Annotated in this window: 20 protein-coding genes; 8 read left to right on the top strand and 12 right to left on the bottom strand. The window is 29.3% G+C overall.

Annotated features, from left to right (window positions below; genetic code table 11):
* The first annotated feature begins 29 nt into the window (after nucleotides 1–29).
* The 3 genes from H0I23_RS06930 to H0I23_RS06920 all read left to right on the top strand — a co-directional run bounded on the left by H0I23_RS06930 (nucleotide 30) and on the right by H0I23_RS06920 (nucleotide 4,160).
* The gene (locus H0I23_RS06930) at nucleotides 30–2,672 is read left to right on the top strand and encodes a DNA gyrase/topoisomerase IV subunit A (protein WP_216785729.1); all 2,643 of its coding nucleotides are present in this window, start codon (nucleotides 30–32) and stop codon (nucleotides 2,670–2,672) included.
* A gap of 9 nt (nucleotides 2,673–2,681) precedes the next feature.
* Nucleotides 2,682–3,113, top strand: a complete 432-nt coding sequence (gene mscL, locus H0I23_RS06925) for a large conductance mechanosensitive channel protein MscL (RefSeq protein WP_216785728.1) — start codon at nucleotides 2,682–2,684, stop codon at nucleotides 3,111–3,113.
* An 87-nt stretch (nucleotides 3,114–3,200) separates the two neighbouring features.
* Nucleotides 3,201–4,160, top strand: a complete 960-nt coding sequence (locus H0I23_RS06920; protein ID WP_216785727.1) for a sterol desaturase family protein — start codon at nucleotides 3,201–3,203, stop codon at nucleotides 4,158–4,160.
* Between the two features lie 59 nt (nucleotides 4,161–4,219).
* Here H0I23_RS06920 and H0I23_RS06915 read toward each other — a convergent pair whose 3' ends face one another.
* The 4 genes from H0I23_RS06915 to H0I23_RS06900 all read right to left on the bottom strand — a co-directional run bounded on the left by H0I23_RS06915 (nucleotide 4,220) and on the right by H0I23_RS06900 (nucleotide 7,800).
* A complete protein-coding gene (locus H0I23_RS06915) occupies nucleotides 4,220–5,104 on the bottom strand; it encodes a DMT family transporter (protein WP_216785726.1) in 885 nt (294 codons plus the stop codon).
* Between the two features lie 73 nt (nucleotides 5,105–5,177).
* Entirely contained in the window at nucleotides 5,178–6,833 is a 1,656-nt protein-coding gene (locus tag H0I23_RS06910) for a glycosyltransferase family 39 protein (protein WP_216785725.1), read from the bottom strand.
* A gap of 160 nt (nucleotides 6,834–6,993) precedes the next feature.
* Complete coding sequence (locus H0I23_RS06905) at nucleotides 6,994–7,356, bottom strand: hypothetical protein (RefSeq protein WP_216785724.1); 363 nt, start codon at nucleotides 7,354–7,356, stop codon at nucleotides 6,994–6,996.
* Between the two features lie 72 nt (nucleotides 7,357–7,428).
* The gene (locus tag H0I23_RS06900) at nucleotides 7,429–7,800 is read right to left on the bottom strand and encodes a helix-turn-helix transcriptional regulator (protein ID WP_216785723.1); all 372 of its coding nucleotides are present in this window, start codon (nucleotides 7,798–7,800) and stop codon (nucleotides 7,429–7,431) included.
* A gap of 281 nt (nucleotides 7,801–8,081) precedes the next feature.
* Between H0I23_RS06900 and H0I23_RS06895 the strand changes: the two genes are divergently transcribed.
* The 3 genes from H0I23_RS06895 (at nucleotide 8,082) to H0I23_RS06885 (ending at nucleotide 10,383) form a co-directional block, all read left to right on the top strand.
* Nucleotides 8,082–9,200, top strand: a complete 1,119-nt coding sequence (locus H0I23_RS06895; protein ID WP_216785722.1) for a M14 metallopeptidase family protein — start codon at nucleotides 8,082–8,084, stop codon at nucleotides 9,198–9,200.
* A 107-nt stretch (nucleotides 9,201–9,307) separates the two neighbouring features.
* Nucleotides 9,308–9,787, top strand: coding sequence for an Lrp/AsnC family transcriptional regulator (locus tag H0I23_RS06890; protein ID WP_216785721.1), 480 nt, complete (start codon nucleotides 9,308–9,310; stop codon nucleotides 9,785–9,787).
* A gap of 74 nt (nucleotides 9,788–9,861) precedes the next feature.
* Nucleotides 9,862–10,383: a DinB family protein gene (locus H0I23_RS06885; RefSeq protein ID WP_216785720.1), complete on the top strand. Its 522-nt coding sequence runs from the start codon at nucleotides 9,862–9,864 to the stop codon at nucleotides 10,381–10,383.
* On the opposite strand, the gene H0I23_RS06880 is transcribed toward H0I23_RS06885, so the two are convergent.
* The gene (locus H0I23_RS06880; RefSeq protein ID WP_216785719.1) at nucleotides 10,380–10,706 is read right to left on the bottom strand and encodes a hypothetical protein; all 327 of its coding nucleotides are present in this window, start codon (nucleotides 10,704–10,706) and stop codon (nucleotides 10,380–10,382) included. The two genes, H0I23_RS06885 and H0I23_RS06880, sit on opposite strands and share 4 nt — an antisense overlap.
* 96 nt (nucleotides 10,707–10,802) lie before the next feature.
* Entirely contained in the window at nucleotides 10,803–11,864 is a 1,062-nt protein-coding gene (gene aroB, locus H0I23_RS06875; protein WP_216785718.1) for a 3-dehydroquinate synthase, read from the bottom strand.
* A 98-nt stretch (nucleotides 11,865–11,962) separates the two neighbouring features.
* On the opposite strand from aroB, the gene H0I23_RS06870 reads away from it, so the two are divergent.
* Complete coding sequence (locus H0I23_RS06870; protein WP_216785717.1) at nucleotides 11,963–13,129, top strand: proline dehydrogenase family protein; 1,167 nt, start codon at nucleotides 11,963–11,965, stop codon at nucleotides 13,127–13,129.
* A gap of 36 nt (nucleotides 13,130–13,165) precedes the next feature.
* On the opposite strand, the gene H0I23_RS06865 is transcribed toward H0I23_RS06870, so the two are convergent.
* From H0I23_RS06865 to H0I23_RS06850, 4 genes are all read right to left on the bottom strand, one after another.
* Nucleotides 13,166–13,546 (bottom strand): DUF4258 domain-containing protein, encoded by a 381-nt coding sequence (locus tag H0I23_RS06865; RefSeq protein ID WP_216785716.1) that lies wholly within the window; start codon nucleotides 13,544–13,546, stop codon nucleotides 13,166–13,168.
* 9 nt (nucleotides 13,547–13,555) lie between these two features.
* On the bottom strand, nucleotides 13,556–14,755 hold the full coding sequence (locus H0I23_RS06860) for an alanine dehydrogenase (RefSeq protein WP_216785715.1): 1,200 nt from the start codon (nucleotides 14,753–14,755) through the stop codon (nucleotides 13,556–13,558).
* Nucleotides 14,756–14,828: 73 nt separating this feature from the next.
* On the bottom strand, nucleotides 14,829–15,359 hold the full coding sequence (locus H0I23_RS06855; protein ID WP_216785714.1) for a hypothetical protein: 531 nt from the start codon (nucleotides 15,357–15,359) through the stop codon (nucleotides 14,829–14,831).
* A gap of 90 nt (nucleotides 15,360–15,449) precedes the next feature.
* Nucleotides 15,450–15,635, bottom strand: coding sequence for a peptidase m28 (locus H0I23_RS06850; protein ID WP_216785713.1), 186 nt, complete (start codon nucleotides 15,633–15,635; stop codon nucleotides 15,450–15,452).
* 243 nt (nucleotides 15,636–15,878) lie between these two features.
* On the opposite strand from H0I23_RS06850, the gene H0I23_RS06845 reads away from it, so the two are divergent.
* Nucleotides 15,879–17,156 carry a hypothetical protein gene (locus H0I23_RS06845; RefSeq protein WP_216785712.1) on the top strand — a complete coding sequence of 426 codons (1,278 nt, stop codon included), beginning with the start codon at nucleotides 15,879–15,881 and terminating at the stop codon, nucleotides 17,154–17,156.
* A 103-nt stretch (nucleotides 17,157–17,259) separates the two neighbouring features.
* On the opposite strand, the gene tsaE is transcribed toward H0I23_RS06845, so the two are convergent.
* The gene (tsaE, locus tag H0I23_RS06840) at nucleotides 17,260–17,673 is read right to left on the bottom strand and encodes a tRNA (adenosine(37)-N6)-threonylcarbamoyltransferase complex ATPase subunit type 1 TsaE (protein WP_216785711.1); all 414 of its coding nucleotides are present in this window, start codon (nucleotides 17,671–17,673) and stop codon (nucleotides 17,260–17,262) included.
* Between the two features lie 589 nt (nucleotides 17,674–18,262).
* Complete coding sequence (locus tag H0I23_RS06835; protein WP_216785710.1) at nucleotides 18,263–18,643, bottom strand: hypothetical protein; 381 nt, start codon at nucleotides 18,641–18,643, stop codon at nucleotides 18,263–18,265.
* Nucleotides 18,644–18,761: the final 118 nt, after the last annotated feature.

Here is an 18,761-nt window from a genome sequence, read left to right as displayed (position 1 = left end):
ATAAACCAAACTAATACGATTCTTTCTGCATGGAAGATAACGAAGAACTGAACGAAGAACATTTAGAAAGCCAAGACAGCTCACAAGACGCCTTAACCAAGGTGACGGGTATGTATAAAGATTGGTTTTTGGATTATGCTTCATATGTAATTTTAGAACGTGCTGTACCAGCGATTGAAGATGGATTTAAGCCAGTGCAAAGGCGTATAATGCATGCTTTGAAAGAGTTAGATGATGGGCGTTATAATAAAGTAGCAAACGTTGTTGGGCACACAATGCAGTATCACCCCCATGGTGATGCCAGTATTGCGGATGCCATGGTGCAAATTGGCCAGAAAGATTTGCTGATAGATACTCAGGGTAACTGGGGTAATATTTTAACAGGAGATAGAGCTGCAGCGTCAAGATATATTGAGGCTAGGTTGTCAAAATTTGGTTTAGAGGTGGTTTTTAGTCCTAAAATTACGGAATGGCAATCTTCTTACGATGGTAGAAAAAAAGAACCTGTAAATTTACCGGTTAAGTTCCCGTTGTTGCTTGCGCAAGGAGCAGAAGGTATAGCTGTTGGTTTATCAACAAAAGTTTTACCACATAATTTTATAGAATTAATAGATGCTTCAATAAAGCATCTGAAAGGTCAAAAATTCACAATATATCCTGACTTTCCAACTTCTGGAATTATAGATGTTACAAACTATAATGACGGACTTAGAGGTGGTAAAATTCGAGTGCGAGCTAAAATAGCTCAATTAGATAAGAATACACTGGTTATAAATGAGATACCTTATGGTACTAATACATCTTCTTTAATAGATTCTATATTAAAAGCTAACGAAAAAGGTAAAATAAGAGTTCGTAAAATTGAAGATAATACAGCTGCAGATGTTGAAATTTTAATCCATTTACCATCAGGTTTATCACCTGATAAAACAATAGATGCTTTATATGCTTTTACGGCTTGTGAATCTTCAATTTCTCCGTTAGGTTGTATTATTGAAGATAATAAACCTTTATTTACAGGAGTGTCAGAAATGTTAAGACGTTCAACAGATTATACGGTTGAGCTGTTAAGGCAAGAATTAGAGGTTCAGTTGAGTGAGTTAGAAGATCAGTGGCATTTTGCTTCTTTGGAGCGAATTTTTATTGAAAATAGGATATATAGAGATATTGAAGAAGAGGAGACTTGGGAAGGTGTTATTCAGGCAATTGACAAAGGATTAAAACCGCATACAGGGCATTTAAAAAGAGCTGTTACGGAAGAAGATATAGTTCGTCTTACTGAAATTAGAATTAAACGTATTTCTAAATTTGATATTGATAAAGCGCAGCAGTTAATTGATAGTTTGGATGCTAGGATTGCAGAAGTGAAACATCATTTAGCTAATTTGATTGAGTTTACTATTAATTACTTTAAAAATTTAAAAGAAAAGTACGGTAAAGACCGTGAACGTAAATCAGAGATTCGAGTTTTTGATGATATTGAGGCAACGAAGGTTGCAATCAGAAATACAAAACTTTACGTTAATAGAGAAGAAGGTTTTGTTGGTACATCTTTGAAAAGAGATGAATATGTTGCGGATTGCAGTGATATTGATGATATTATTGTAATGACAAAGCAAGGTGAAATGATGATAGCTAAAGTTGATTCTAAGATTTTTGTTGGGAAAAACATTATTCACGTTGCTGTATTTAAGAAAAAGGATAAAAGAACCATTTATAATATGGTTTATAAAGACGGGAAATCTGGGCCTAGTTATATCAAAAGATTCAATGTAACGGCTGTAACTCGAGATAAAATCTATGATCTTACCAATGGTAGCCCTAATTCTGATGTATTGTATTTTTCAGAAAACCCTAATGGAGAGGCTGAAGTTATTACAGTGCTTTTAAGGCAAGCAGGTAGTATTAAAAAACTAAAGTGGGATGTTGATTTTTCTGATATTTTAATAAAAGGAAGGGCGTCAAAAGGAAATGTTGTTACGAAATACCCAGTTAAGCGAATTGAGCTAAAAGAGAAAGGTGTTTCAACCTTAAAACCACGTAAAATTTGGTTTGATGATGTTGTTAGAAGGCTTAATGTGGATGGAAGAGGAGAGTTATTGGGAGAGTTTAAAGGAGAAGATTTACTGTTGGTTATAACTCAAAAAGGTGTTGCTAAAACTTTTGCTCCAGAATTGACAGCACATTTTGATGAAGATATGATTGTTCTTGAAAAATGGAATCCTAAAAAACCAATTTCTGCAGCTTATTTTGATGGTGAAAAAGAGAAATATTACGTTAAAAGATTTTTGATTGAAAATGAAAATAAGGAAGATTTGTTTATTTCAGAGCACCCTAAAACGTATTTAGAGTTAGTTTCTACGGATTGGAGACCGGTTGTGGAAATAGAATTTGTAAAACCTAGGGGGAAAGATGCTAAACCTAATCAAGTTGTTGATATTGAGGATTTTATATCAGTTAAAGGTTTTAAAGCTTTAGGTAATCAATTAACGGCGGACAAGGTTAAAAACATGAACGCATTAGAATCTTTGGAGTTTATTGAGGAAGAGGTTGTAGAGGAAAAACTTAAATCTTTGAAGTCAGATGATGAGGATAAAAATGATGATGAAGTTAAAGAAGGGGAATCATCAGATGATAAAGATGAAGATGGCTCACAGGCTACATTATTTTAATTATATATTTTGAAAAATTTTATAGAAGAGTTTAAGAAGTTCGCCATTAAAGGTAATTTGATGGATATGGCTATCGGTATTATAATTGGTACGGCGTTTAATAACGTGGTTAATATTTTGGTTAAAAAGGTTGTGATGCCTCCTTTTTCTCTTTTAACGGATGATGTTAATCTTCATGATAAGAAATTTATTTTGCGTGAAGCAACTGAAAAAGTAGATGAAGTTGCAATTGGTTATGGTGAGCTTATAGAGGTTTCTATTGACTTTTTGATTGTTGCTTTAACAATATTTGTTGTAATAAAGTTTTTTAATAGGTTTAAATCGAAATCAGAAGACCCAAAAAACAGCGAAGTAGAAACTCCTAAAAACATACAATTACTATCAAATATGGAGCGTTTGCTTGAAGAGCAAAATGAATTGCTTCGAAAAAGTCAAAAATAAAGATCAAACAAGTTAAAATATTATAAAATTATGTGTTGTTATTATTTTTGAGTTTTAAATAATGGTAACTTTGAAAAAAAAGATTTAATGGATTTAACGAACCCCCTAGTTTATGGAGCGCCGTGTTTTATAATATTTATTTTATTAGAATTAACATATAGTAAAAATCATGATGATCATCATGATTTGTATGATTGGAATGATCTTTTTGCTAGTGGCTTTATGGGGATAGGTTCTGCTATTCTTGCAGCTTTATTAAAGGTTGTTTCTGCAATTGTTATTTTTACATACGTATATGATTTGTTTAACCCTTTAGTTGAAGGAGTAAGGACTAACTTGTTAGGGTATAAGTCTTTTGGCTATGCTTGGTATATTTGGCTTTTATGTCAGTTAGCTGATGATTTTACGTATTATTGGTTCCATAGAGCAAATCATGAAATTCGAATTTTATGGGCAGCTCATATCGTACATCACTCTTCAGATAACTTCAATTTAGGAACTGCGGTTCGTAACGGTTGGTTTACTTTATTATATAAGCCTTTGTTTTATATGTGGATGCCTGCAATTGGTTTCTCTCCTGAAATGGTTGTTTTTTGTTTAGGTATAGAGGCTTTGTGGCAATTTCAATTACACACAGTGTTACTTCCTAAATTAGGTGTTTTTGAGAAATTTATGAATACACATACAATGCATCAGGTGCATCACGCTCAAAATGTTGAGTATTTAGATAAAAACCATGGTGGATTTTTAAATGTATTTGACAGAATATTTGGTACTTGGTTGCCTTTAGATGATAGTATAGATGTGAAATATGGTGTAATACACGCCCCAAGTTCAAATAATCCGATTGTTATTCTTACTCATGAGTTTAAGGATATTTGGACTGATATGAAAAAGTCTCCGAAAATGTATCATAAATTCATGTATATATTTGGCCCTCCAGGTTGGAGTCATGATGGAAGTACAATGACGGTTAAGCAACAACAGAGATTGTTTAAGAAGTCTACAAAAGAAAATCCAGGAGTTAGTTTTAGTAGACCTAATTAGTTTATTTGCATAAAATTCTAATAAAAAAAGCCTTACAGAAGTAAGGCTTTTTTTGTATTTTAGATTTTCTTCAAATTAATGTAGATAACAGAAAATATTATAATTACGATGCCTAGCCATTGAAGATTTGTTATTTGCTCATTAAGTATTATATAGGCGCTAAATACAGATACAGGTATTTCTAATGCGGCAATTATACTACCGAGACCTGTACCTATTACGGGAATTCCTTTATTGAATAGTATGGGAGGTAAAATCGTTCCGAAAAAACCAAGAAAAGCACCCCATTTTAAAAGGACGATAAAATCAAAATTTGAAAAAATTTGTATGTTCCAGAATAGAATAGTTAAAATTAGTCCGCCGATTACTAAATATTTACTTCTCGTTAATAAAGGTAAGTTTAGGGCAATTTTATTTGTGGCGTACATAGTCCCAGTGTAACTAGCGGCTGCTAGTAACCCAAGTGTAATACCTTTTATGCTTATTATAGAATCTTCTTCAAGCACTTTTGCGGCTAAAATAGTGCCGCCAATTACTGCGATTGCACCCATTATTTTGGTCTTGCTAACTAAGGTTTTGTCTATAAAATATTCTAATATAACACTCATCCAAATGGTTTGCATTAGTAGGATTATGCCAATAGATACGGGTACATATTGAATGGATAAATAGTAAAAGCTACTTGTAAGCCCTAAAAAGCTACCAAATAATACTAATTTTAGTTTGGATTTTTTAGAATCGGTATTGATTTTTTTTTCGTTTGCAGGCGTAGAGAAGATTTTAGAAAGGATTGTTAGTACAATAGCTCCGATAAAATACTGGGCAAATGAGAGTCCGGCGGTACTAACTCCTGTGTTATTTGCGTACTTAACGAAAGTAGCTAGTATTCCGTAGCTGGCAGCGCCTGTAGCGACATATAGTACACCTTTTAAGTGATTGTTCATGCTGTAAAATTTCAGGCGGCAAAACTGAGGATAATTTTTGAGAAAAAACTAATATATGGTTTTTTAATAAGGTTTATTTGACCATTATTTTTTTTCTTTCACTGTTTACGGAGTTAAGAGAGGTTAGTTTGTTGGTGAAGCCTATTATGTATGAATATGTGTTGGTTGGTAAAAATTCTTTTTCAACAGGAATTGATATAACTCGTTCAGAAGTAGGTTTTATATTAGTGATTTCTGAAAGGTTGATGCTTTTTTGTTTTATAAAACCTTTTTCATCCTCAAAGTTTATGTATAATTTTTGTTCTTTTGAAAATATTAAAGCATTGTTTCTGTGATTTTTAATTTTTAAAGTTACTAAGAAGTTTTCTTGTTGGGGGTCTTGCTTAAATTCACTTTCAATGATAATATTGGTAAAGCTTTTGAAATTTTCAATTTTTTGATGGTAAAACTTCTTGCCCATCCTTGATTTTACTAAAGTTCCGTTGCTTTTATTGTTATATTCAATGTAGGTTATTGTTTTATTTTGAATACTGTCTTCATAGTTTAAAACTTGATACTGAGATTTTTTGTGTTCACCAGGAAATAAAGCTGTGGCGAATTTATTAGAGTAAAAAGTGTACATAGGTGCATCTCTTAATCCGCTATTGCCTGTGTTAAAGACAACAGGTGTTGTGTCTGCTATGGTGTTAATATCCTCAGCCCATAACGGGTGTTCGTGGTAGTAGTCTACATTTAAATTATTTACACCGAAAATATTAAACATAAAGTATAATCGTATGATTAAGAGTAGGCCTATAAATGGAGTTGTTAGGTATGTGAATAGTTTATTGGATTTTCGAGAGCTATAGAATTTTGCTCCCATTATAATAATGGGAATAAGGGCTATTGATGTCCAATGTAAGTGTACGTAACCTCTAAGGCTACTAAAAGCAAAAAAAACAAATGTTCCTAATGCGATGTATTTTAAGCTTTTTTCGAATGTATTAACGGGTTTGTAAATAAAAGGAATAAAAATCACTGCTAAACCGATGATTCCAATTTGAGTGCCTAAAAATTCAGTAAAAAATTTAAGTTTAAAACTACTAGATCTTCCTATTAAGTGGTATTTAAATGTTACAAAATCATGAACATACTGCCAGTATAAATGCGGTAAAAACAAGATAGAAGCTGTTAGAATGGAGATATAGAAATATTTATTAGTAAGTAGTTTTATGTTTGATAAGACTATGAAAAATATAAATAAGACAGCATGGTACTTAGAATAAAGAGCGATTGAGAAGTAAAAACCTAATAGTAATGCTGTTGGTATATTATTTTTATCAATAAAATTTTTATAACCATATAATATTAGTGCTGTAGCGCCTACTAATGCTGTATCTGGAAAGATTATGAATGAAATGTAGTTGAATAACGGTAGTGCGAGAATTATAACTGCAGCATAAATTTTTTCTTTTTCTGAAAGTAATTTGAATAAGAAAAAGAGTCCGACTGATATTGTTAAAACGTGAAATACACGAACACCGAGTTCTGAATTGAAAAACAAACCACCTAAATACGTTAAAAAGCCAACCATAGGAGGGTGGTCGTAATAGCCCCAATCTAATTTTAAAGAATAAAACCAATAATATGCTTCATCACTAGTTAATTCGGTAAAACTTACTTGTATTAGATTAAGAATGGTAAAAAAAACTATAAAATATAAACTGTTGAATTTAATTTTTTGTAACATGTTTTGTAGTTCGTATACTTTATATAAATGATAATATTTATTTGTAAATGAGTGGATTGAAGATATTAAGTTGTTAAATTAATAATTATCACTTCAGATAAAATGCTAGTTGAAATTTCTAATTTGAGTGCATTGAATTTGTGAAAATTTCAAATACAAATTAATTAGTTTTTACAGCAGTCCCCTTAGATTTATTAGCCTTGCCTACTACATTATATTCAAACATATATGAATTTTTTGTGGTAGATAGTATCTTGTAATGTATAGGAGTTTCATTAGTACTTGTATTTAAAATAAACTCACAATCGTTCAGCCAACGTACACTAGCGGTGTCAATTTGGTTTTCGTAATGTTCAATACTGTATTTTTCCGTTCTTGTAAAGTTGCTTTTTTTCTTTTGTCCATCAACCTCATATTCAAAAGTAAAATCACCAGTTTTAAAATCTGCACAATTGCGTTCTGGTTGATAACATGATGTTGCGCTTAGCGCTATAAATAGGATAAAAAGTAGCTTATGTTTCATGACTACAAAATAAAGAAATTTTGTTGGGATGATGCTATAAGAAATGTTCTAATTGTAAATAAATAAGAGAGGTTACATTTCGTAAGCTTCAAAGCTACCATCATCAAAAAATAAAATCACTTTTTTAATGTTTTTTCCAGAAGAATTTTTTTTTGAAAAACTAGTTTCAATATTCTTGTTTGTAGATTTTGGAGTAGGGGTATTTTGTTTTTCTGATTTAGAAGGAAAAGAGCCTTTTCCATTTAAAAGCCAATATAAATTCACATCAGGAAAAGAGCCGACTACTTTTAAAACAAATTCCAAACTCGGTTTGTTTCTTCCTGAAAGTAGGTGTGAAATACTAGATCGCTGAACATTTATTTTGTCAGCAAAAGCAGCTGCAGTTAAATTGTAAAAGTCTAGTATCTTTTCTAGTCTTTTTATAAATTCTTCAGAATTTACCATTGTAAATTTTTAAAAGTTATTTTTTTAAGTTTTAAAACCTTTAAGAAGCTAATTTTTCTAGTTATTTATTAAATAATAACTAGAAATAAATATTATTAATTATTTGATTTTAAATCTATTAATTGATTTATTTTTGTAAATTTTATTTTGTAATTTTTTTGTTTACAAATGTGTATTTATTAATACTTGTGTCTAAAATTATTGAATACAAATGTAAATAATGTTAATTACATTTGTAATTAAAATAGGTGTTATTTTTGTAATTAAAATAGAATAATATAATGGTAGATTTTAAGACGATTCATAATGGTATTAAAGAGAAAAAAGTGTCAGGACGATATGTTACGAATGATTCTATTTTTCCTTTATTAGAAAATTTACCAAATCAATTTAAGGTAGATGTTATTGGAAAGTCTGTCTTAGAAAAAAATATAAAATCTGTAACATTTGGATCGGGAAGTCTTAAAATATTCATGTGGTCTCAAATGCATGGTAATGAATCGACAACTACTAAAGCAGTACTAGATTTTTTAAACTTCATGAAATCAGATGATGATTTAGTAAATGAGATTTTGGAAAAATGTACTATTAAAATTATACCAATTTTAAATCCTGATGGAGCAGAGGCATATACGAGAATAAATGCGAATGAAATTGACTTAAATAGAGATGCGCAAAATAGAACGCAACCTGAAAGTAAAGTGCTTAGAAATGTATATGAAAATTTCAAACCAGATTATTGTTTTAATTTACATGATCAGCGTACTATATTCAATGTAGGTAAAACAAATAAACCAGCTACGGTATCTTTTTTAGCACCTGCTCATGACGAAGAAAGAACAATTTCAGAAACTAGGGGAGAAAGTATGCAGCTTATCGTTGCAATGAATTTAGAACTGCAACAATATATACCAGGGCAAGTGGGTAGGTACGACGATGGTTTTAATGCTAATTGTGTTGGAGATACTTTTCAGATGTTAAAAAAACCAACAATTCTATTTGAATCTGGCCATTATGTAAATGATTATGAAAGAGAAGAAACTAGATGTTATATATTTTGTGCCTTATTAAAAGGTGTAGAAGTAATATCAAAGCAATCAAGTGTTAATTTTATTCAAGATCAATATTTTGAAATTCCAGAAAACGGAAAATTATTTTACGACATTCTTATTAATAATGCAGAAATTTTTGATGATAGCTTAGAGAAAGGTACTTCTTTTGGAATTTTATTTAAAGAAACGCTAGTTTCTAAAAAAATTACTTTTCCTCCTGTAATTGAAAATAAAGGAAATTTAGATGGTTTTTACGGTCATAAAACTTATAATTGCTTGAATGGTAGTGATTTGAAAGCATTAAAAGAACTAAACTCAGTGATGGAATTAATCAAGAAAAATGAATAATATTTTCAATTACTATTAAATTTTTACGTTTTTGTTAAAATTAGTCAACATTTATTGAAATTAATTTCTTAATTAGTTATTTTTGCATATAAATTATTTTTAATAAGATGGGAAAAGTAAAATTAGACGAAATAGATCACCAAATTCTGGATATGTTAATTGATAACACCAGAACACCTTTTACAGATATAGCTAAGAAACTTTTAATTTCTGCGGGTACGGTTCACGTAAGAGTTAAGAAAATGGAAGATGCGGGTATTATTAAAGGATCTTCTTTAACTTTAGATTATGTAAAGTTAGGTTATGCTTTTATCGCTTATATCGGTATTTTCTTAGAGAAAACACATCAGACTAAATTTGTTTTAGAGCGTTTAAATTTAATACCTAATGTAACAGTAGCTCATATAACAACAGGTAAATTTAATATTTTTTGTAAAATACGAGCTAAAGATACTACACATGCAAAAAACATCATTTTTAAAATAGATGATATTGATGGTATTGATAGAACGGAAACTATGATTTCTCTTGAAGAAAGTATAAATGATAAAAAACGTTTAATGCATACCATTTTTAACGAAATGTAATTCATTAAAAAATTACTATATATAAACCTGAGCAGAAATTGTTTGGGTTTTTTATTTTACCCTAATACGAAACAATGAAATTATCTCAATTAAATACATCTGATTACAATCAATTTTATCAAACATATATTTCAACACTTGAAGAAGTAACAATTTTAGAAGCGTTATATAGTGGAAAAGAGGAATTAGAGAAATATATAAAAACAGTACCAAATAATAAGTGGACTTTTGCTTATGCAGAAGGAAAGTGGACTTTGGCAGAGGTATTGTTACACCTTATTGATACCGAAAGAGTATTTCAATATAGGGCATTATGTATTTCAAGAGGCGATGATTCAAAATTTCCTGGTTTTGATCAAGATATATATGTAGCGGACTCTAAGGCTAATAATAGAACTAAAGAAAGCTTGTTAAATGAATTTTTAGCCGTTAGAAATTCGACTATTGCACTTTTTGAATCGTATGATAATAACGACTTGCAAAAATGGGGGGTAGCAAGTAATTCTAGATTAAGTGTAGGTGCTTCAGGTTTTATATTATCTGGACATCTAAAGCACCATTTGAAAATTTTAAACGAAAGGTATTTTACTATTTAATCGAAAGAGTTTTCTTTTTGAAGTTCATTACCAATTAATAATTCTATTTTCTTTTCTCTTTTTGACAAATTGGGCTTAGAATCAATTTTTAACTCTTTAACAATAGAGTCATCGAAATTTGCAATAAAGTTTGATAAACTCTTACTTATTTTAATCAAATAAATAACTTCATCAGTTTTTACTTCAACAGCTTCAATAGTTTCACCGTGCATGTTTTTGAATGCAATGATGTCAGAATCTCCATATCCATGTGGATATGTTTCAATTAATAATACGGCCACTTCATGACTTAACTTTTTGTAATCTACTAGTTTACGTAACATAATTTAGGTTTTTTAGTTTGTTAAACTAAGCTATGTTTTTTTTACGCTTAAAAAGCAGAAGAGTTGTAGGATACTAATTTTTAGTATGTGAAGCTCTTATTCTTTGTAGTAAGCAAACGCTTCATGTAATAATTCCTCAGGTACTTTTATATCGATAACTGTGTCTCCAATATTTTTTAAAAGAACAAAGTTTATATTACCATGAGAGTTCTTTTTATCAAATTTCAAAAGCTTTAGAATATTTAGAATATCATGGTCTGTAAATTCAACTTTTTTGTATCTGCTTAAAAATGTAGATTTAATATCTTCTAATTCTTCTAAAGGTAAGCTTGTTAATTTATAAGATAAAAATCCTTCTAAAATCATACCTGCAGCAATTGCCTCACCATGTAGTAGTAAATCATGATTTTCACTTTCTAAAAAATAAGATTCTACAGCATGGCCTAGTGTATGCCCATAATTAAGTATTTTTCTCAAATTTTGCTCAGTGGGGTCTTTTAAAACAACTTCATTTTTTATGGATACAGAATGATATATCAAGCTATCTATATCATTAAAATTAGACAATGGCTTAAGTGAAGTCCAGTACGAGCTATCCTTAATAAGTCCATGCTTAAGCATTTCAGCAAAGCCACTTTGTAATTGTCTTTCTTCTAATGTTTTCAAAAAATTAGAAACCACTAAAACCATTACAGGTTGATTTATAACGCCAACCTGATTTTTTAAAACCCCTAAATCTACTCCAGTTTTACCTCCAACAGAAGCATCAACCATAGATAGCAATGTAGTTGGTATGTTTATAAAATCAATACCTCTTTTAAAAGTTGAAGCAACAAAACCACCTAAGTCAGTAACAACACCACCACCTAAATTAATTAAAACACTTTTTCGGTCAGCATCAAGTTCAGAAAGTACTTGCCAAACTTGAGTACATGTTTCTATATTTTTATTGATTTCTCCTGATTCTATTTCAATTATTTCATATTGATAATCTCCATTTATTTCTGACATAAATTGAGCAAGACAATAATTATGAGTATTCTCATCAACTAAAATGAAAACTTTAGAATAATTAGCTTTAGCTAAATGAGAATTTATAGCGTTATAGGCTAGGTCATTAAAATGTACTGCGTATGATGCTGATATAATAGAATCCATTTTTTTTGTAATAAAATTTGATGCAAAATAAAGACTATTTTTAGTTCTAGGAATACATTTGGAGTACTTATATTTGAAAGTTATAAAATATCAAACGAATGAGATCTATTTTTGAGAATACTGCAACAGCTTTTGCGTTAAAAACAGATGCAGAATTAGAACGTGCTTATTTTTTGTTTAAGATGATAGCAAATGAACCATTAGTTAAAATTGGTACTGCTATGACAAACTTTGCTATTAAAGCGCATTTACCTGTAGAAGGTTTAATAAGAGCTACGGTGTTTGATCATTTTTGCGGAGGAATAAATGAAAAAGATTGCTTGCCAGTGGTAGATAAATTATATACCAAAGGGGTGAGTTCAGTTTTAGATTATTCAGTGGAAGGAAAAGATGACGAAGACCCATTAGATAATGCTTTACAAACAATACTAAATGTATTAGATTTTGTAAAAGAAAAAGAAGCTATTCCTTTCGCAGTATTTAAACCTTCAGGTTATGGTAGATTTGCCTTATTTCAGAAAATAAGTGAAGGCAAGGCATTAACAGATAAAGAAGAGCAAGAGTGGAAAAGAGTTGTTGGAAGATTTGATAAAACCTGTAAGAAGGCTTATGATTTAGATGTTGCTTTATTGGTTGACGGAGAGGAAAGTTGGATGCAAGACGCTGCTGACAAGTTAGTAGAGGACATGATGCGAAAATACAATAAAGAAAAAGCAGTAGTTTTCAATACATTGCAGTTATACCGTTGGGATCGTTTTGAGTATTTACAAGAACTACATACAAAAGCAAAGCAAGATGGTTTTAAGATAGGTATGAAAATTGTTCGTGGTGCTTACATGGAAAAAGAAAATGACCGTGCTAAAGATAAAGGTTATATGTCTCCGATATGTGGATCAAAACAAGCTACGGATAAAAACTTTGATATGGTTGCAGCTTATATGATTGATAATTTAGATGATATGTCAATTTTTGCAGGTACTCATAATGAAGAGAGTTGTTATAAATTGTTAGAGTTAATGGAACAAAAAAACATATCAGCAGATAATGTTGGTGTTTGGTTTGGTCAATTGTATGGTATGAGCGATCATATTTCTTTTAATTTGGCAGCAAAAGGATATAATGTAGCAAAATATCTACCATTTGGACCCGTACGAGATGTTATGCCTTATTTAATAAGAAGGGCAGAAGAAAATACATCGGTAGCAGGGCAAACAACTCGTGAACTCAATCTCTTAAAGGAAGAACGTAAGAGAAGAAAAATTTAATAAAAAAAGGGTCAACTTTAAAAGTTGACCCTTTTTTTATTCTATAGTTTGAATAACTATTTTGTCAGTGCAATTGGTTACGGTTAACCGCTGTGTTGGTTTGTCTTCAATTTCATTTTCTATAACGTAAGTTTTGCAAGGTTTTGATTTTGTATCACTGTTGTCAAAATCAACTTCGCCATTTAAAAAGAAATTTTTAATGTATAAAGAGTCTATTTCTCCGTTAGCAATTTTTGCGGAGATATCATCAGAATAAGAGTATGATTTAGATCGTAAATCTTTAAGGACCCTGCAGTTAGGAAAATAACAAAATTCAGCACCAGTTTCTTTTGCTTTGTTTTTTAAAAAGAAAGCAAGAAAAATTAATCCAATAGAAAGTCCGAATAAAAAAAAACCTAAACGTTTTATAAATGGCATGTGTAGTAATTAAAAAATAAGAAAATTAATATCGTTGTAAGATAGGTCAAACCATTCACCAACCGATTTATTTGTAAGTATGCCTCTGTAAAAATAAAGACCATTTCTCAAGCCTTTATCAAACCTAAGAGCATTTTCAATACCACCTTCTTCACCTATTTTGAGTAAATAAGGGGTGAAAATATTACTAATAGATATAGATGCTGTTTTTGGGTATCTAGAAGGAATATTTGGTACAGCGTAATGTACAACACCATATTTTTCATACGTAGGTTTGTCGTGTGTAGTAACTTCGCTAGTTTCAAAGCAACCACCCATATCAATGCTTACATCGATAATCACGGCTCCTTTTTTCATGTTTTCAACCATAGTTTTAGAAACTACAACAGGAGACCTATCTTTTCCTCTAGTAGCACCAATTGCTACATCGCAACGTTTTAGAGCTTTGAGTAGATTTTTGGGTTGTATGGTAGATGTGTATACAGTTTGTCTTAAGTTGGTTTGAATTGTTCTAAGCTTTGTAATCGAATTATCAAATACTTTTACATTAGCACCTAATCCAATTGCAGATCGAGCAGCGAATTCACCTACTGTACCTGCACCAATTATAACAACTTCAACAGGGGGTACGCCACTTATGTTTCCAAACATAAGCCCATTACCATAATTAGTGTTAGACATTATTTCAGAAGCGATTAAAACAGATGAAATACCTGCTATTTCACTTAATGAACGAACGGCCGGATATTTGCCGTCATCATCCATAATATATTCGAAAGCAATAGCGCTAATTCTTTTTTGTGCTAATTTTTCAAAATATTTTTTTGATTGTGTTTTTATTTGAAGTGCAGAAATTACAGTAGACTGTGGGTTTAGCATTTCAATCTCAGAAAGGGTAGGAGGTTCAACTTTTAAAACGATACCACAACCAAACACTTTTTTAGTGTCTCTGGTGATCTCAGCACCTGCATTAGTGTAGTTGATATCTGAAAAATGAGAACCTTCTCCAGCACCAGCTTCTATAAGTACTCTATGTCCATTTGCTGTAATAGCATTTACAGCATCAGGCGTTAAACAAATTCTTTTTTCTTGATATTGATTTTCTTTGGGGATACCTATAAATAGCTCTCCTTTTTTCCGAAAGACTTCAAGAGTCTCCTCTTGCGGTAGTAATTGCTGTTTACTAAACGGGGAAGTTGGCTGGTTCATAGTATATAAATCATTGTAAGTATTCCTAATTTTAAAAGGAATAGCACCTCAAAATTAAGATACTAAAACAAATTTACAACATTTTATCGTCTGCTTCTTTTTGTAAACGTTCTTTTTCTTTGTACATTTTAAGTTCAGCATCCATAGCTTCTAAATCAATACCATGTACGTGTTTATCGTATAGTTTTATTCTAATAAAATAAACAAAAGGTATTATAATCATACAAACAGGTAATAGCCATAAAATATTTTCTGTGTCAACATTTGTTTCATTTGAGTAATAAATTTCAAAAATTTGAAAAGTATACATTAACATTGGTATTAATATAACGTGATACCACCAGTTTTTAGAAGTGAAAAACCATATAGCAAGTAAATATAGGGGTATGAATTTTGTTAGAAGAAACCAGATATGAGCAGATACATTGTTAAAACCATTAGCACCAATAGTGAATCCTAAAAATGAAACATCGGTATTCTTTGTTGTAGGAAAATATTCATGAGCATTATATAAAAAAGGAGCAATAATAATTAATAGCATCATAAATGATTCTATAATAATTCTTTTTTTGGCAAGTTTATTATGCTTGTTAATTTTATTCATTAAGCTTATAAGAAAATTAATCTAATATTAATAACGAAAAAAAGAGCAATAAATTATTGCTCTTTTGAAATTTTTAATTTTTTTTAAAAACTAGTTTTTCTTTTTATTACTAGGTTGAACATCTTTTCTGTCAATTCCTTTATTATCAGGTTGAACATCTTTTCTGTCAATTCCTTGTTGATATACAGAATCATCATTAGAGGTTTCAGAAGTACAAGAAGTTAAAGCAAAGCATGCTACCGCAGCTAATGCAAAAAGGGGTTTTTTTGTAATCATTTTCAAATAATTTAGTATTGGTTAATTTTAACTTAATAACAAATGTAAGAAAAAAATTACCTTTTAACGATGTTTAATTTTAAAAAATATGTATTTCAGCCAACTAAAAGTGTATTTCATCGAAAATAATGAATTTCAACGAATAAATACAATATAGGGTATTTTCTATATTGTATTTATTTGATAATTATTAATATTTTGATTTTTTAAAATTTTGTTAATTAATTCTTAAAATATTAACTTATGAATACTATTTTTTCATCTTATATATTCTATATTAGCCTTCCTGTTTTAAAAAATTTAAAGATGATTTCATATTTAAAAAGGAGATATATTTTTGATGTACTAGTAACATTTTTTTTGTTAATGGGAGTTGGTTTTATGTATGTTTATCTTCTTATACCTGATGTTAAAGAATTTAAAACTTCATTTTTTTCTATAATTTCTATTTCTCAAGAATCTATAAGAATAGTGTTTTATACATTATTTTCTAAAATTCATTTAATAGTCCTTACTTCTTTATTTTTTTTAACATCGTCTAATTGGTGGCGTTATTTTTTGTATCCAATAATTTATATTGGATATTTTCAACTATGTGGAGTGTTAAAAGATGAGGCTTATCTGAATGCGAATATTTATTTAATGGGGGCTTTATTTACAATAATTCACTTCATTCTTCTTTTTTTTATTGATAAAAAAACATCAGTTTTTAAAACTAGCTTTTTTAATATAGTGGGGGTAAACTTAATAAATGAAGTATTAAGTATCAACAAGAATAAAGTGCAAAACGATTATAAGGTTAAAGTGCTTAAAGAGGATTCGATTAGTAATATAAATGATTCATTTTCATTACGAAATGAATTAAAAAAATTAGAAGCTTTAATTTATACGCAACCTAGATTAGGAGATAATATAAAGTTGCAAAATAAAAAAAATAGAAGTAATGACTTTATAATATCATTTTTTTTAATTAGTATACCATTTTTGATTTTTTCATTCAAATTATTTGAAACAGGTTTGAAAAAAATAAATTTTGGGATTTTTGAATTTAATACATACCATAACGATATCAAATTTTTAATTTGGTTACTTTCAATAAAAGTAGCCTTGTTAATTCTTTTAACTATTTGGTATGTTACATCTACTCATATATGGAGGTATGCAATATTGGTGCATATCATAGTAGTCTTATTTCAAGTATCAAATATTTTATCAGATAATAAAATGATAGATGAAAATGAATTTTTAGATGCAATACCTGTAATAATACCTGTTTTGGCTTTAATTTTCTGTTTAGGTAGGTGGGTAAAGTATAAGAGTAGGGCTGCTATTTTAAACGAAATGATAATGAGTAGAATTGATTATATTATTAATGCTCTGAGTGCAAACAATTTAAGTCATAATGATTTATTTTTAAAGTTGAAAGCTTTGCAGGATAGTAAAAATGTAATTAAAGCTCATGTATATTACAAAGAATTAAATAAACTAAAGTTAGAATTTCGTAAACAATTAGATTTTTAAAATAAATATTTTAACTCTAATCTTTTTAAGACTTTTGTCTTAAATATTATACCTATTTATATAAATATGGTTTATAAATTAAAACTTCTGATTTCTTAAGTATTTATAAATCTAGGGTAATTTGCCTATTATGCTCATCTAAAATTTCAATATAAATATTGCAAATATTATCTGGCAATAGTGAGTTTATCTTTTCAGGCCACTCCATTAAAACCCAAGAGTCAGAATACAAATAATCCTCAATACCAAAGTCCAGAGCTTCAGTTTCATCATTCAATCTATAAAAATCAAAATGATACGCTAGAAGGCTTCCGTCTGGTAGGTGATATTCGTTAACAATACCAAAAGTAGGGCTATTAACATCATCTGTACAGCCAAGTTGTTTAACCAATTCTTTGATTAGTGTAGTCTTGCCAGCTCCCATATCACCATGAAAACATATTTTTTTTGAACCAACAGTTTTTATAATAGCTTCAGCTATTTGTTTTAACTCGGTTATATTATATTCTTTTTTCATCAGTTTTTAAAATTCTTAAAATATAATAATTATATATTAATGCAAATTTATAATGAAATACTCATTTTTCTAAGGAAAAAAATATGCTTATTCTATTTTTAAAGAATATTATATAATTTATTTTTATTATTTGGTTTTGACTATTAAAAAATTGGTTGCGGTTTATGTTGTTAATTTTAATTATTTACGCAATTTATCAATTGATATGTATTTTTATTAGTGATCAATATTTAGAATTAGAAATTACTCCTTTCAGGTTTATTAATAGGAATTATTTATTCTTTTGGCCTTTTAAAGGTTGGAGTATTTTAGTAAAAAGTACCTCAAGAATATAAATAAGTTAAGTTTTGATATTGTCAAATTATTTATTGAAGGGAGTAAGAAAAGCGAGTTTATTCTGATAAACGAATAGAAGTTGAGGCCTTAATAAAATTTAATAAATAGGTGTTGTGCATTCAAAAAACATAGAAGAAAAATATTAATTAATCAACTATATGATTTACGAAATAAAAAAAGCCGAAAGGCAAATATTTAAAAGAGCTTAATGAAATAAAAATAGCTAAGGAAAATAAGCTAATTAAAAATTAGCTTATTTTTTTTCCTTCTCAATAGCGTTAATCTCTTTTGTAACTTCTTTCAGAATTTTTTTCAATTCTTTTTCTTGTCTTTCTCTGATTTTAAACTCAATAATTTGCTCTATTTCTGTGCGTTTTTCATTAGGCAATTTATTAAAGTCTAATGAATGAGTTTCTTTTTTAATCATTTCACCTTCACCAGTAATTAACCAAATCAAATTTAGGTCAGGGTAGGTAGCTATTATATTTTCAATAACATCACTTCCGATAGAAGCGTTATTTTTTAACATACGTAAAGTATATCCGTTACTAGCACCAATAGAAATGTCAAACTGTCTAGCACTCAAACCAGCAAATTTAATATACTGCATCAATCGATCAATTGTCTTAAACATAAGCATTGTATTAAAATTATGGATATGCAAATATAACCAACTTTTATCTAAAAAAAGCGAAAGATATTCTCACTTAATTTAAGTAGGGTTAGTCTGATTTTTTGCATAGAATTGTTTT

The organism is Cellulophaga sp. HaHaR_3_176 (genome assembly GCF_019021925.1).
In the GTDB taxonomy this organism is placed as follows: domain Bacteria; phylum Bacteroidota; class Bacteroidia; order Flavobacteriales; family Flavobacteriaceae; genus Cellulophaga.
This window is presented reverse-complemented; position numbering and strand designations above follow the sequence as displayed.